This is a genomic window from Vibrio sp. (assembly GCF_050299255.1).
Lineage (GTDB): Bacteria > Pseudomonadota > Gammaproteobacteria > Enterobacterales > Vibrionaceae > Vibrio.
The window spans coordinates 172582-185998 of sequence record NZ_JBNKVP010000002.1; the positions used below are offsets into that span (position 1 = coordinate 172582).

13 protein-coding genes and 5 tRNA genes are annotated in these 13417 nt (G+C 51.2%); 10 read left to right on the forward strand and 8 right to left on the reverse strand.

Annotation, left to right across the window (positions count from 1 at the left end):
• Positions 1 to 42: 42 nt before the first annotated feature.
• The 8 genes from ybaK to hemA form a co-directional block, all read right to left on the reverse strand.
• Entirely contained in the window at positions 43 to 519 is a 477-nt protein-coding gene (gene ybaK, locus ACQY6F_RS01695; protein WP_428771821.1) for a Cys-tRNA(Pro) deacylase, read from the reverse strand.
• A 109-nt stretch (positions 520 to 628) separates the two neighbouring features.
• Complete coding sequence (ushA, locus tag ACQY6F_RS01700) at positions 629 to 2290, reverse strand: bifunctional UDP-sugar hydrolase/5'-nucleotidase UshA (protein ID WP_428771823.1); 1662 nt, start codon at positions 2288 to 2290, stop codon at positions 629 to 631.
• Between the two features lie 376 nt (positions 2291 to 2666).
• Entirely contained in the window at positions 2667 to 3518 is an 852-nt protein-coding gene (kdsA, locus tag ACQY6F_RS01705; protein ID WP_428771825.1) for a 3-deoxy-8-phosphooctulonate synthase, read from the reverse strand.
• Between the two features lie 25 nt (positions 3519 to 3543).
• Positions 3544 to 4353 (reverse strand): SirB1 family protein, encoded by an 810-nt coding sequence (locus tag ACQY6F_RS01710; protein ID WP_428771827.1) that lies wholly within the window; start codon positions 4351 to 4353, stop codon positions 3544 to 3546.
• Positions 4354 to 4369: 16 nt separating this feature from the next.
• On the reverse strand, positions 4370 to 4753 hold the full coding sequence (locus ACQY6F_RS01715) for a SirB2 family protein (RefSeq protein ID WP_428771829.1): 384 nt from the start codon (positions 4751 to 4753) through the stop codon (positions 4370 to 4372).
• Between the two features lie 15 nt (positions 4754 to 4768).
• Positions 4769 to 5626 (reverse strand): peptide chain release factor N(5)-glutamine methyltransferase, encoded by an 858-nt coding sequence (gene prmC / locus ACQY6F_RS01720; RefSeq protein ID WP_428771831.1) that lies wholly within the window; start codon positions 5624 to 5626, stop codon positions 4769 to 4771.
• 3 nt (positions 5627 to 5629) lie between these two features.
• Positions 5630 to 6718: a peptide chain release factor 1 gene (gene prfA / locus ACQY6F_RS01725; protein ID WP_428771833.1), complete on the reverse strand. Its 1089-nt coding sequence runs from the start codon at positions 6716 to 6718 to the stop codon at positions 5630 to 5632.
• 24 nt (positions 6719 to 6742) lie between these two features.
• Positions 6743 to 8005, reverse strand: a complete 1263-nt coding sequence (gene hemA, locus ACQY6F_RS01730) for a glutamyl-tRNA reductase (RefSeq protein ID WP_428771835.1) — start codon at positions 8003 to 8005, stop codon at positions 6743 to 6745.
• Positions 8006 to 8165: 160 nt separating this feature from the next.
• Between hemA and lolB the strand changes: the two genes are divergently transcribed.
• From lolB to ACQY6F_RS01780, 10 genes are all read left to right on the forward strand, one after another.
• Positions 8166 to 8783: a lipoprotein insertase outer membrane protein LolB gene (gene lolB / locus ACQY6F_RS01735; protein WP_428771837.1), complete on the forward strand. Its 618-nt coding sequence runs from the start codon at positions 8166 to 8168 to the stop codon at positions 8781 to 8783.
• The gene (ispE, locus tag ACQY6F_RS01740) at positions 8780 to 9652 is read left to right on the forward strand and encodes a 4-(cytidine 5'-diphospho)-2-C-methyl-D-erythritol kinase (protein ID WP_428771839.1); all 873 of its coding nucleotides are present in this window, start codon (positions 8780 to 8782) and stop codon (positions 9650 to 9652) included. Before lolB ends, ispE begins: the two co-directional genes overlap by 4 nt.
• A 28-nt stretch (positions 9653 to 9680) precedes the next feature.
• Positions 9681 to 10625 carry a ribose-phosphate pyrophosphokinase gene (locus ACQY6F_RS01745; RefSeq protein WP_428771841.1) on the forward strand — a complete coding sequence of 315 codons (945 nt, stop codon included), beginning with the start codon at positions 9681 to 9683 and terminating at the stop codon, positions 10623 to 10625.
• A gap of 127 nt (positions 10626 to 10752) precedes the next feature.
• Positions 10753 to 11343, forward strand: a complete 591-nt coding sequence (gene pth / locus ACQY6F_RS01750; protein ID WP_428771843.1) for an aminoacyl-tRNA hydrolase — start codon at positions 10753 to 10755, stop codon at positions 11341 to 11343.
• A gap of 10 nt (positions 11344 to 11353) precedes the next feature.
• A complete protein-coding gene (gene ychF / locus ACQY6F_RS01755) occupies positions 11354 to 12445 on the forward strand; it encodes a redox-regulated ATPase YchF (RefSeq protein WP_428771845.1) in 1092 nt (363 codons plus the stop codon).
• 282 nt (positions 12446 to 12727) lie between these two features.
• Positions 12728 to 12804 (forward strand) — tRNA-Met (locus ACQY6F_RS01760).
• A gap of 38 nt (positions 12805 to 12842) precedes the next feature.
• Positions 12843 to 12929, forward strand: a tRNA-Leu gene (locus ACQY6F_RS01765).
• 31 nt (positions 12930 to 12960) lie between these two features.
• Positions 12961 to 13035, forward strand: a tRNA-Gln gene (locus ACQY6F_RS01770).
• Between the two features lie 76 nt (positions 13036 to 13111).
• Positions 13112 to 13188, forward strand: a tRNA-Met gene (locus ACQY6F_RS01775).
• 44 nt (positions 13189 to 13232) lie between these two features.
• Positions 13233 to 13317 (forward strand) — tRNA-Leu (locus ACQY6F_RS01780).
• The last annotated feature ends 100 nt before the right edge of the window (positions 13318 to 13417 follow it).

Here is a 13417-nt window from a genome sequence, read left to right on the forward strand (position 1 = left end):
ATACAGTATCAAGCGGCCCGTGGTTGGCCGCTTTTTATTGCCTTATTCCTGGCACAGATTAACAAACTCGGCTTTGGTCAGTTTGGCTAAATCCTGTGCCGTCAGCTCGATTTCCAGACCTCGCTTGCCGGCGCTAACGCATATGGTTTCCAGTTCCAATGCACTGGCATGGATAAAGGTAGGCAAGCGTTTTTTCTGCCCCAGCGGACTGATGCCACCCACCACATATCCGGTCGTTTTCTCCGCGATGGCCGGGTCGGCCATATCGGCTTTTTTCGCTTTGGCCGCCTTTGCCGCCAGTTTCAGGTTCAGTTTCTGGTCGACAGGCAACACCGCCACTGCGAGGTTTTTCGCGTCACCGTTAATGCAAAACAGTAACGTCTTGAACACGGTCGCTGGATCCTGTCCCAGTACCTGCGCGGCTTCAAGGCCATAACTGTCTGCTCTGGGATCGTGCTGATACTGGTGAATGGTATGGGCTACCTTATTTTTCTTAGCCAGATTGATAGCTGGGGTCATGCTGATTCCTTACTTTACGCTTTCGGTTCTGTTGCCGAAATAGAAAAAACGCCACATGAGTGGCGTTTTAGTTAAAGTTATTCGACTGATTCAGTCAATAGCCAGACGCTTATTGATATTGGATTTCTCCGGCTGGCGCGTACAGGTTAACGTCCAGTGGGCTGTGTGCTTCCAGATACTCTTTCAGCACTTCAGCATCAACAAAGCCGGTGTTGACATAGCCTGGGTGGCCAGTCAGTTTCGGGTAGCCGTCGCCGCCTGCCGCGTTATAGCTTGGTACGGTGAAACGGTAGGTTTCATCAAGACGCAGCTGCTTACCACCGATAAAGACATTCGATACCTTACCATCCGCAACCGTCATATTGATGCCAGCAAATTGGGCATAGGCACCAGAATCAACCGGCTTGGTTGCCACCACATTGAGGTAATCGAGCACTTCTTTACCCGACATATCCGTGTACGTCAGGATGTTGGCAAACGGCTGGACTTTGAGTACATCTTTGTAAGTAAGGTCGCCCGCTTCAATTGAATCACGCACGCCACCGGAGTTCATCACCGCGAAATCGGCTTTGGCTCGCTCCATATGGGCAGTGGCGATCAGACGTCCCAGGTTAGTCTGCTGGAAACGGACCACATTGCGATCGCCTTCCAGCTTACCGTTGGTTTCAGCGATTTTAACATTCAGCTTAGCCTGACCCTGCTCCTGATAAGGACGCAAGAAGTCCAGCAGAGCTTGATCCTCAGCGATCTCATCTTCAATCAATACACGCTTGCTTTCGCCGTCGACTTTAATCTTCTTCTTCAGGTTAACCGGGATCAGGTCATAGCTGACCATTTGTAGTTCACCGTTGCGGAACTGGTAATCGGCACGGCCGATATATTTACCCCATTCGTGCGCCTGAACAATATAGGTACCGTTCTGCATATCCGGCTTACATTCATCGCCGGGTTTGAAGCCTTTATCAACGACATTGACCGCTTCCATACAGACCGGCTCTTGTGAGTGGCCACCCACTATCATGTCGAGATCGCCCTCGTTCATGTAACGTGCAAGTGCCACATCACCTGGGGCATTAACGCCACGTTTGCCATCTTCATAGTGACCCATGTGGGTTACTGCAAAAATCAGATCCGGACGCTCAGTCTGCTTTAATTCTGCGATTAGCGCCTTGGCTTCAACTTTAGGATCACGGAATTCAATGCCACTGATGTATTCCGGGTTACCGATCTTGGCAGTGTCTTCAGTTGTCAGGCCAATTACCGCTATCTTGATGCCCTGTTTATCAAACATCTGATACGGCTTGAACAAACGCTTACCGGTCTCTTTGTCATAGATATTGGCAGACAGCATCGGGAAATTAGCCCAATCCCGCTGTTGGAACAGAACCGACAGTGGATTATCGAATTCGTGATTACCGAGTGCCATCGCATCGTAACCGATTTTGCTCATGCCTTTGAAATCAGGCTCGGCATCCTGTAAATCTGATTCTGGTACGCCGGTATTGATATCACCACCAGACAGCAGCAGCACGCTGCCTCCCTGCGCTTCCACTTCGCTGCGCAGTTGATCAATCAATGTCTTACGGGCAGCCATGCCATACTCGCCGTATTTGTTCTGCCAGAACCGGCCGTGGTGGTCATTAGTGTGTAAAACCGTCAGTTGATAGGTTTTGTCCTGTTCCCATTCTGGCGCTGATTGGCTTGCACAACCAGCCAGAGTGGCAATAATCGCCGCACTGAGCGCTGTTTTAATTATTAGGCCTTGCTTCATTGTCATACCTTTGAACGATTGGGGTCCACTACTCAAATTACCGATTCGTACAGCATAGACATCATGCTACAAATCAATCAGATAGCTCGATAAAACTTGAACTAGTTTAAATTAAGCCGCAAAACACAACAGACCAGTTTCATATTTATGCAGAGCAGATCACTTTTAAATTAATAATTCAATGCAAAAAATCGCCAGGGTTTCATCAGCAAAATCAATCGATCACAGGCAATCGTTTTACTGTGAGGTAGGCACAACGCCGTGATAACGTGAGCGACCACTTGGCTTCAACAGCTTTCGATAGCAAGCCGTTGAAGTGGTAATAAAAAACCGGCCCAAGGCCGGCTTTTAAACTCACTGATAATCGCAGTATTGATCATCTGATATCAATCGCCGGGAAGCTTTTGATCAAGTCATCCAGTGCTTTCATCTGCGCCAGGAATGGCTCCAGTTTGTCCAGCGGCAGTGCTGACGGACCATCACACTTGGCCTGATCCGGGTTCGGGTGAGCTTCAATAAACAGGCCGGCAATGCCAGTCGCTAACCCGGCTTTGGCCAGTTCAACGGTTTGTTCGCGACGGCCACCAGATGCCGCGCCAGTCGGATCGCGCATTTGCAGTGAGTGAGTCACATCAAAAATGATCGGGCTGCCGTTAGAGACTTTTTTCATGACGCCGAAGCCGAGCATGTCCACCACCAGGTTATCGTAACCGTGACAGGAGCCGCGCTCACACAGGATCACCTGTTCATTGCCACACTCAGCAAATTTCTCAACGATGTTTCCCACCTGGCCCGGGCTCATAAATTGTGGCTTTTTCACGTTAATAACCGCACCGGTTTTGGCCATCGCTTCTACCAGATCAGTCTGGCGAGCCAAAAAGGCAGGCAACTGAATCACATCGACCACTTCAGAAACTGGCTGGGCCTGCGCTTCTGTGTGTACATCGGTAATCAATTTCACGCCGAAGGTATCTTTCAGTTCCTGGAAGATTTTCAGTCCTTCATCCATACCAGGTCCACGGTAAGAGTGAACTGAGCTGCGGTTCGCTTTATCAAACGACGCTTTAAATACGTAGGGGATACCCAGCTTTTCCGTCACGTTGACGTAGTATTCACAGATCTGCATCGCCAGATCACGGGACTCCAGCACATTCATGCCGGCAAACAGGGTGAATGGTCGGTCATTAGCGACAGCGATATTACCCACCTGTACGGTTTTTTGTTCCATTATCATCTCACTTGTAATCTGTTGTTCAGTGCAGAGTGACTGTATCTTCGCTCAGTGCAGTCACTTGATTTTTCAGCAATTCAGAGGCCGGATCATCCGGGCACTGGTCAATAAAATACTGGTAGTCGTTCAACGCTATCTGATGGCAATCCAGCTGCTGGTATATATAACCGCGGTCGCGGATTTCGTAGGGATCATCGGGCACGAAAGTTAACGCCAGATCCGTACATCTCAGTGCCAGAGTATAGCGCTCCTCACGCAGCAAGGCACTTTTCAGCAGGGCCAGCCAACGGCCGATAACGGTCGGGTTATCAGTGGCTTTGAGGTGCTTCGATTTTAGCTTGGCAAGCGGGCCTCTCTGCCCTATCAGCCAGGCCTGCAACGTGTGTTCTGAAACATACTCGCCATCAAATGGATTGATATAGCGAACCGGCTGATCCGGCCAGCTCAGCTTGAGCACAAACTGAGTCGGAAACGTCACTGCCTGTAGCGGGAAACCCAGCTTACGGCCGAAATAGAGTAGCAACGCCCCCAGACTCACCGGAATACCGCGGCGCTGCTCCAAGACGACATCAATAAACGCGTTGGAAGAGTCGTAGTAGGCATCCCGGTCACCGCGAAATCCCCACTGATGGTAAAACAAGCGCACTAATGCATCAAAACGCTGCTCTGGAGCGGTTTGCTGGCTCAGTTCCAGTTCCGCTTCTTGCAGCAACCGTTCCAGCTCAGCCAGCGCCCAGTTGTAGCGGGTTTCCGGTTTAATGGCACGGTTGAGTGCCAGCGCCCCTTCCACCAACTCGATGGCGTCAAAATCTTCATCAAACAGCTCTAACATATCCTTTCCCACGCCGTTAGCTCAGGAACATCGGCATCTTAGTCACAGCGACTTTACCCGCCATCGCCAGCCAACCCAACGCCCCCAAAAACGCAAACGTACGCAGCAGTCTATTGCGACCGATTTTCAAAGCGAAAAAGCCCAGCGCGATGTAGGCCAGCACACAGGTGATTTTTTCTGTTAGCCACGGCGCGGCCGCAGTAAACGGGATATAGCCGGTAATGAATATCAACGCGATACCGGACAGCAGCAGCGCGGTATCGTTAATATGAGGAAAAACCTTGAGAAACTTTTTCTCTCTCAACGGGGAATTCGCCATCATTAGTCCGTAGCGGACCGACAACAAGGTGGCACTGATGGCAACCGTTGCCAGGTGAAAATGCTTTAAGGCTTCATACATGTCTGGAGCTCCCGGTTATTGTGTTTTCAATTGTCCAAATGTTACGCGGTCATTGCCGCCGTAATCTTTTTCTGTCGCCACTTGCTGATAACCCAGCTGCGTCAGTAACTGGCGCGCGGCCTCAGCTTGGTCGTAACCATGTTCAAACAGCAGCCAGCCACCATCCTGCAGGTACTGACGGGCATAAGTAGCGATATGACGAATATCTGCCAGACCCTGCTCGTCGGCAACCAGGGCGCTGCGCGGTTCAAAACGAACATCCCCCTGACCGAGATGCGGATCGCGGTCATCGATATAAGGAGGGTTGGAAACGATCAAGGCAAACTTTGTGCCTGATGGCAGAGGTTCGAACCAGCTGCCGTGCAGAAACTGGCAGTTATTGATCGCAAGGTGGGCGGCGTTCTCAGCCGCCAGTTGTGCCGCTTCAGGGCGAAGGTCGATACCGGTAACCTGCCTCTGCGGCAGTTCGCTCGCCAGTGCCAGTGCGATGGCGCCGGTACCGGTGCCGAGATCCAGGATATCACCCTGCACCTGCGCGGCCTTGTCCAGAGCCAGTTCCACCAGCCTTTCGGTATCCGGCCTTGGGATCAACGTCGCTGGCGCCACTTTCAGTGGCAACGACCAGAACTCTCTTTCGCCGGTAATATAGGCCACCGGCTCACCCTGCTCCCGGCGCAGCAACAACTGCTCAAACGCAGCCAGTTGCTCTGCATCGAGTATTTTATCCGGCCAGGTAAACAGAAACGAGCGCGGTTTTCCCAGGCTGTGGCACAGCAGCACCGCCGCATCCAGAGACGGCGAATCACTGCCGCTGGCGGTCAGCCTGGCGCAGGCGTTGTCCAGCGCCTGCTGCACGGTAGTCGTTGCCGACATGGATTAGTTGCTTTCCGCCAGCGCGGCCAGCTGATCAGCCTGGTATTCTTGCACCACAGGATCGATAAGGCTCTGCAAATCGCCTTCCATCACTTCAGACAGGCGGTACAGTGTCAGGTTGATACGGTGATCGGAAACCCGGCCCTGCGGATAGTTGTAGGTACGGATACGGTCACTGCGGTCACCGGAACCGAGCAGGTTACGTCGGGTATCCGACACTTCTGCTGCACGCTTGGCTTCTTCCGCCTGGATAATGCGCGCCGCCAGCACCGCCATGGCTTTGGCTTTGTTCTTGTGCTGCGAACGCTCATCCTGACACTCCACCACAGTACCGGTAGGCAAGTGGGTAATCCGGATGGCGGAATCAGTGGTGTTGACGTGCTGACCACCAGCACCCGATGCCCGGAAGGTATCGATTTTCAGGTCGCTGGCTTTAATTTCTGGAATTTCCGCTTCTGGAATTTCTGCCATGATCGCTACCGTACACGCCGAAGTATGTACACGCCCTTGTGATTCCGTAGCCGGCACGCGTTGTACCCGGTGACCACCGGACTCGAATTTAAGCACGCCGTAAGCGCCGTCGCCGGACACTTTGGCGATCATTTCCTTGTAGCCGCCGTGTTCCGCGTCATTGGCCGACATCACTTCGATACGCCAGCCGCGTTTCTCAGCGAACCTGCTGTACATCCGGAACAGATCACCGGCAAAAATGCCCGCTTCATCGCCACCGGCACCGGCGCGAATTTCCAAAAAGCAGTTGCGCTCATCGTTGGGATCTTTAGGCAGCAACAGGATTTGCAATTCATCGTTGAGCCGTTCAATGGTCTGTTTGGCTTCTGCGATCTCTTCCTGAGCCATTTCACGCATTTCCGGATCGTCTTCGTTGGCCATCTCTTGTGCCGCAACCAGATCTTCCTGGGCTTGCTGATAGGCCTGGAAACATTTAGTGACTTCTTCCAGTTGAGAATATTCTTTTGACAGGGCGCGAAATTTGTCCTGATCGCCGATCACGTCTGGATCGCCGAGTAAATGTTGTACTTCTTCGTAACGTTCTACCAGCGTCTCTAGCTTGGTCAGAATGGAGGCTTTCATAAATTTTTAAACTCAGGGGGGTTATTAAATTGGGATATCATCAAGTCCCAATGTTGCTCTAATGGTCGCCAGTTTCGCTGGCTCACCCTGCTCTGCTGCAGTTTGCATTGCGCGTGTCGGAGAGTGTATCAATTTATTGGTCAGCTTGTTACTCAGTTCGACTAAAACTTTTTCTGCATCTGCACCACTAGCCAGAGCCTGAATACTACGGCTGAGTAATTCTTCACGTACTTCGTTGGCCTGCTTGCGGTATGCCCGGATACTGTCCACGGCTTCTAATGAGCGCATCCAGCTCATGAAAGCGGCGCTTTCTTCACTGACAATGGCTTCCGCCTGAACCGCTTCCACTTTACGCTGCTCGATATTGCTGTCGACGATAGATTGCAGGTCGTCCACCGTGTAAAGGTAGGCATCATTGAGTTCGCCGACCTGGGACTCGATATCACGCGGTACAGCAATATCCACCAGGAGTATCGGCTGGTGACGTCGCGCTTTGATTGCGCTTTCCACCATGCCTTTACCGATAATCGGCAACGGGCTGGCGGTGGAACTGATCACAATATCCGCCTGGTGCAGAACGTCAGGTATTTGCGGTAAACTGATCACTTCCGCGCCAAACTGGTCTGCCAGACCAAGTGCCCGTTCCCGGGTACGGTTGGCCACGATCATTTTCTCACAACCATTGGCAGAGAGGTGCTTGGCCACCAATTCGATCGTCTCCCCCGCGCCGACCAGCAATACGGTGGATTTTTCCAGCGATTCAAAAATATGTTTGGCTAAAGTACAAGCCGCATAGGCAACAGACACGGCATTACCACCGATGTCGGTTTCGGTACGCACCCGCTTGGCCACGGAAAAAGCTTTCTGGAACAGTTTTTCCATCGTGGCGTCCACCGCCTGATGCTCCCTGGCATCACCGTAGGCCTGTTTCACCTGGCCAAGAATTTGCGGTTCGCCGAGCACCAGAGAATCCAGACCACACGACACCCGCATAAGATGACGGATCGCAGCCTGCTCTTCAAAAACATACATGCTGGGTTTGAGCGCTTCGGCGGAAACCTGATGGAACTGTGATAACCAGTCAATCAGTTTGCCTTTGCCTCCTGGTTTGACATTGCAGTATAGCTCTGTCCGGTTACAGGTGGAGACAATTACACTGCCACCGACACTCCCGTTGTGTGTCAGCTGTTCCAGCGCTTGAGGCAGTTTGTCCGGGCCAAATGCAACTTGCTCTCGAAGTTCGACCGAGGCTGTGTTGTGGTTGATCCCGATTGCAAGCAATGACATGTATCGTGGTTACTCTGTGTCAGTTTATAAAAATCAGGTCAAAATTTTACTGTATGCCCCGATTGAAGAAAAGGGAATCCGGTATACGATTTCTCGACTTCGTGAGATAAGTGATATAGTTAGCCTCAAATATCTGTTGAGTGAGCAAATAATCATCAAGATGCTACGATCCCTTCGCCAGCTGTCATTATACCTGATTTTACTTTCCATATTGGCAGGATGTGCAACTGCACCAGAAAGCACCACTAATGTGGAGTGGCAAGCCCACCAACTGAGGCTGAAACAGCTAACGCAGTATCAGGCCGTTGGCAAGCTTGGCTATATTTCCCCTGAAGAAAGACAGTCGCTGAATTTCCAGTGGTCCCACTCGACTCAGGGCAGCCAGCTGCGCTTAACCAATTTTCTTGGCCAAACCGTACTGCAACTGCACTATTCACCGCTCGGTGCCCGCATCGAAACCTACGATGACCAACAGTTCCAGGGCCGCAGTGCCGACCAGCTGGTCTATCAATTAACCGGGCTGACGATCCCGGTCGAACAGTTGCATTTCTGGCTACTCGGTCTGCCTGACCAGGCCGATCAGTTCCAGTTGACGCCGGCCAACACCCTTGCCAGTATCGATAAGCAACTGGGCCCGCAGAACTGGCACTTACAATATTTACGCTATCAGGATTACACCCTGGCTGGTCAGCCGTTGCCCCTGCCACAGAAGCTAAAACTGAGCCAGGCAGAGACTTCCATCAACATCGTCATATCCAAATGGACCCTCACACCATGATTGACCAACGCACCGAATGGCCATCGCCAGCAAAACTGAACCTGTTCCTCTACATTACCGGCCGGCGCGCCGATGGCTACCATCAACTGCAAACCCTGTTTCAGTTTCTTGATTATGGCGACACGCTGACCATTCAGGCCAACCAGTCCGGGACCATCACCCTGTCACCGGCGCTACCGGGAGTGGCGCTGGAAGAGAACTTGATCTGGAAAGCGGCCACGGCTTTGCAGCGCTATTGCAATGTGAGTTACGGCGCAGACATCAAACTGGAGAAAATTTTGCCCATGGGCGGCGGTATAGGCGGTGGCTCATCCAACGCAGCGACCGTTTTGGTGGCGTTGAACCACCTGTGGCAAACCGGTTTGAGTGACGATCAACTGGCGGAGATCGGTCTGGCTCTTGGCGCCGATGTACCGGTGTTTGTGCGCGGATTTTCTGCGTTTGCCGAGGGAGTAGGCGAAAAACTGCAACCTGCTCAGCCAGCGGAAAAATGGTATCTGGTGGTTAAACCAGAGGTCAGCATTGCCACCAAGGACATATTTACCCATCCGGATCTGACCAGAAATACGCCAGAGCGTTCTCTGAGCAAACTTCTGGAGAGTCGCTACGAAAACGATTGCGAAAAAATTGTCCGAATGATCTACCCAGAGGTTGATAACAAACTTTCATGGCTGCTACAATATGCGCCGTCAAGATTGACCGGGACAGGATCCTGCATTTTTGCTGAATTTTCCAGTGAAAAACAAGCGGTTTCCGTTCTTGCCGAATTGCCTGACAAAGTGACTGCTTTTGTCGCCCCAGGGCGCAACGTATCGCCGTTAAAGCAGAAACTGGCTGAATACCAATCAGCCCACTACCATTCTATTTAAAACTGGACGCAACCCTGAGGTTTCCACCGTGCCTGATATGAAGCTATTTGCTGGTAACGCCACACCTGAACTAGCCCAACGTATTGCTGATCGCCTATACATTTCTCTTGGAGACGCGAATGTCGACCGTTTTTCTGACGGTGAAGTCGCTGTACAAATCAACGAGAATGTACGTGGTAGTGATGTATTCATCATTCAATCGACTTGTGCTCCTACCAATGACAACCTGATGGAATTGGTGGTTATGATTGATGCAATGCGCCGTGCTTCTGCTGGCCGTATTACAGCTGTCATCCCTTACTTCGGTTATGCACGTCAAGACCGTCGCGTACGTTCAGCCCGTGTGCCTATCACGGCTAAAGTGGTTGCAGATTTCCTGTCAAACGTCGGTGTTGACCGAGTACTGACTATCGACCTGCACGCTGAACAAATTCAGGGCTTTTTCGATGTACCAGTAGACAACATTTTCGGCACCCCGGTTCTGCTGGAAGACATGCAGTCCCGTGGTCTGGATAACCCTGTCGTGGTTTCTCCGGATCTGGGTGGTGTGGTACGTGCTCGTGCGACCGCGAAAGCGCTGGGCGACATTGACATCGCGATCGTTGATAAACGCCGTCCACGCGCCAACGTATCGGAAGTAATGAACCTGATCGGTGACGTCGAAGGTCGCGACTGCGTGATCGTAGACGACATGATCGATACCGGTGGTACTCTGTGTAAAGCCGCTGAAGCGCTGAAAGAGCGCGGTGCCAAACGCGTTTTTGCATACGCCACTCACGCTGTATTCTCAGGTAACGCCTCACAGAACATTAAAAACTCAGTACTGGATCAGGTTATCGTTACCGACTCTATCTCTCTGTCAAAAGAGATGGCAGCGACCGGTAAAGTGACGACTCTGAGCCTGTCTCGTATGCTGGCCGAAGCGATTCGCCGAATCAGCAACGAAGAATCTATCTCAGCAATGTTCAACTAATCGGTCATTGCTGAAGTAAAAAGGCACTTCATAGCGATATGAAGTGCTTTTTTTATACCAAATACGCAGAGCTTGAATTCTGTGCTATCATACCGCGCTTTTTTGACTATCAGAGAGATCCCTGACGGTGAGTCAACAGATTAAACTGCTGGTTGGCCTGGCTAACCCTGGCCCTGAATATGCCAAAACCCGGCACAATGCCGGAGCTTGGGTGGTGGAAGAGCTGGCTCGAGTCCACAACATCACTTTAAAAAACGAGAGTAAATTTTTTGGTCTGTCCGGTCGTATCAGTCTCAATGGTCATGATATGCGACTACTGATCCCGGCGACATTTATGAATCTCTCTGGCAAGTCAATTGCTGCCCTGGCAAATTTCTACCAGATCAAACCAGAAGAGATTATGGTCGCGCATGATGAGCTAGACCTGCCGCCGGGCGTCGCCAAGTTCAAAAAAGGTGGTGGCCACGGTGGTCACAACGGCCTACGCGATACCATCAGTAAGCTAGGCAACAATAAAGAATTTTATCGTCTGCGGATCGGCATTGGCCATCCTGGACACAAAGACAAAGTAACCGGTTATGTGCTGGGTAAAGCACCGGCACAGGAACAGCAGCTGCTGGATGCCGCCGTGGACGAATCTGTCCGCTGCCTGGACATCTTGATCAAAGATGGCCTAACCAAAGCGCAAAATCGGTTACACACGTTCAAAGCTGAGTAAGGTTAATATCATGGGTTTTAAATGTGGCATCGTTGGTTTACCAAATGTGGGCAAATCAACTCTGTTCAACGCACTGACTAAAGCGGGTATCGAAGCAGCCAACTTCCCGTTCTGTACTATTGAGCCAAATACAGGCGTGGTACCGGTTCCCGATCTGCGTTTGGACGCACTGGCTAAAATCGTCAATCCACAACGCGTGCTTCCTACCACGATGGAATTTGTTGACATCGCGGGCCTGGTTGCCGGCGCATCCCGAGGCGAAGGCCTGGGTAACAAGTTCCTGGCCAACATCCGTGAAACAGACGCCATCGGCCATGTTGTTCGCTGCTTTGAAAACGAAAATATCGTTCACGTTGCCGGTAAAGTCTCGCCGATCGAAGATATCGAAGTGATCAATCTGGAACTGGCCATGGCTGATTTAGACAGCTGTGAGCGAGCGATTCAGCGCCAGGCCAAAAAAGCCAAAGGCGGCGATAAAGACGCCAAATTTGAGCTGGCGGTACTGGAAAAACTGCTGCCGGTTCTGACCGAGGGCGGTATGGCGCGCAGCGTCGAACTGAGTAAAGAAGAACGTGCCGCGGTCGGTTACCTGAACTTCCTGACTCTGAAACCGACCATGTACATTGCCAACGTCAATGAAGACGGCTTTGAAGACAACCCGTATCTTGATGCCGTACGTGAATTTGCTGAAGCCGAAAACAACGTTGTGGTACCGGTATGTGCTGCGATTGAATCTGGACTGGCCGAGCTGGAAGACGATGAGCGCGAAGAGTTTCTTGCCGATATGGGCATCGAGGAACCTGGCCTGAACCGTGTGATCCGCGGCGGCTATGAACTGCTTAACCTGCACACTTACTTTACCGCCGGGGTGAAAGAAGTACGCGCCTGGACTATCCCTGTCGGTGCCACCGCACCGCAAGCAGCCGGTAAGATCCACACTGACTTTGAGAAAGGCTTTATCCGCGCCGAAGTGGTCGGTTATGACGATTTCATCCAGTACAGCGGTGAAAGCGGCGCCAAAGAAGCAGGTAAATGGCGTCTGGAAGGTAAGGAATACATCGTTAAAGATGGTGATGTAGTCCACTTCCGTTTCAATGTCTGATTATTCAGATGACTAACATCTGAACAATCGCCATAAAAGCCAGTCTAAGTACTGGCTTTTATTATGTTATCTGGTTGTAACCATAAAATTAACCTCGCTTTCATTCGTCAATTTCTTAGCAGTTTTCGATCATAAACACGCCTCTTTGTTTAAAAAGAAACCGAACGATTGATTTATCCGGATTTATTGCAAAAAACTATTGACGGTTCTCACGCTAATCCGCATAATGCGCCCCGTTCCCGGCAAGACCGTAGGTATTGTCGAGACAACAAAACTTGGTACGGCTACGTAGCTCAGCTGGTTAGAGCACATCACTCATAATGATGGGGTCACAGGTTCGAATCCCGTCGTAGCCACCATTTCCTAAATGCTTTTGGTTAAGAGCAGTTAGGAAAATGCAGAAGTGGCGGAATTGGTAGACGCGCTAGCTTCAGGTGCTAGTGTCCGTTAGGACGTGAGGGTTCAAGTCCCTCCTTCTGCACCAGGTTTTGAACAGCAGTAATGCTGTTATCTGCAGGTCTATCGCCAAGCGGTAAGGCAACGGGTTTTGATCCCGTCATCCCCTGGTTCGAATCCAGGTAGACCTGCCATTTTTCTCTGTGGAAACCTAGGAAAAAAGGTTTCACTGCAAGCGAGAATGTATTATATTGTCTCGCTCGCAAAGATGGCTACGTAGCTCAGCTGGTTAGAGCACATCACTCATAATGATGGGGTCACAGGTTCAAATCCCGTCGTAGCCACCATTTATTTCACTATTAGCCATAGGCTAGTAGTAACACCTCAAGATGCGGAAGTGGCGGAATTGGTAGACGCACCAGATTTAGGTTCTGGCGCCGCAAGGTGTGAGAGTTCAAGTCTCTCCTTCCGCACCATCTTGATGTCGAAAACAGTTTGCATGCGGAAGTGGCGGAATTGGTAGACGCACCAGATTTAGGTTCTGGCGCCGCAAGGTGTGAGAGTTCAAGTCTCTCC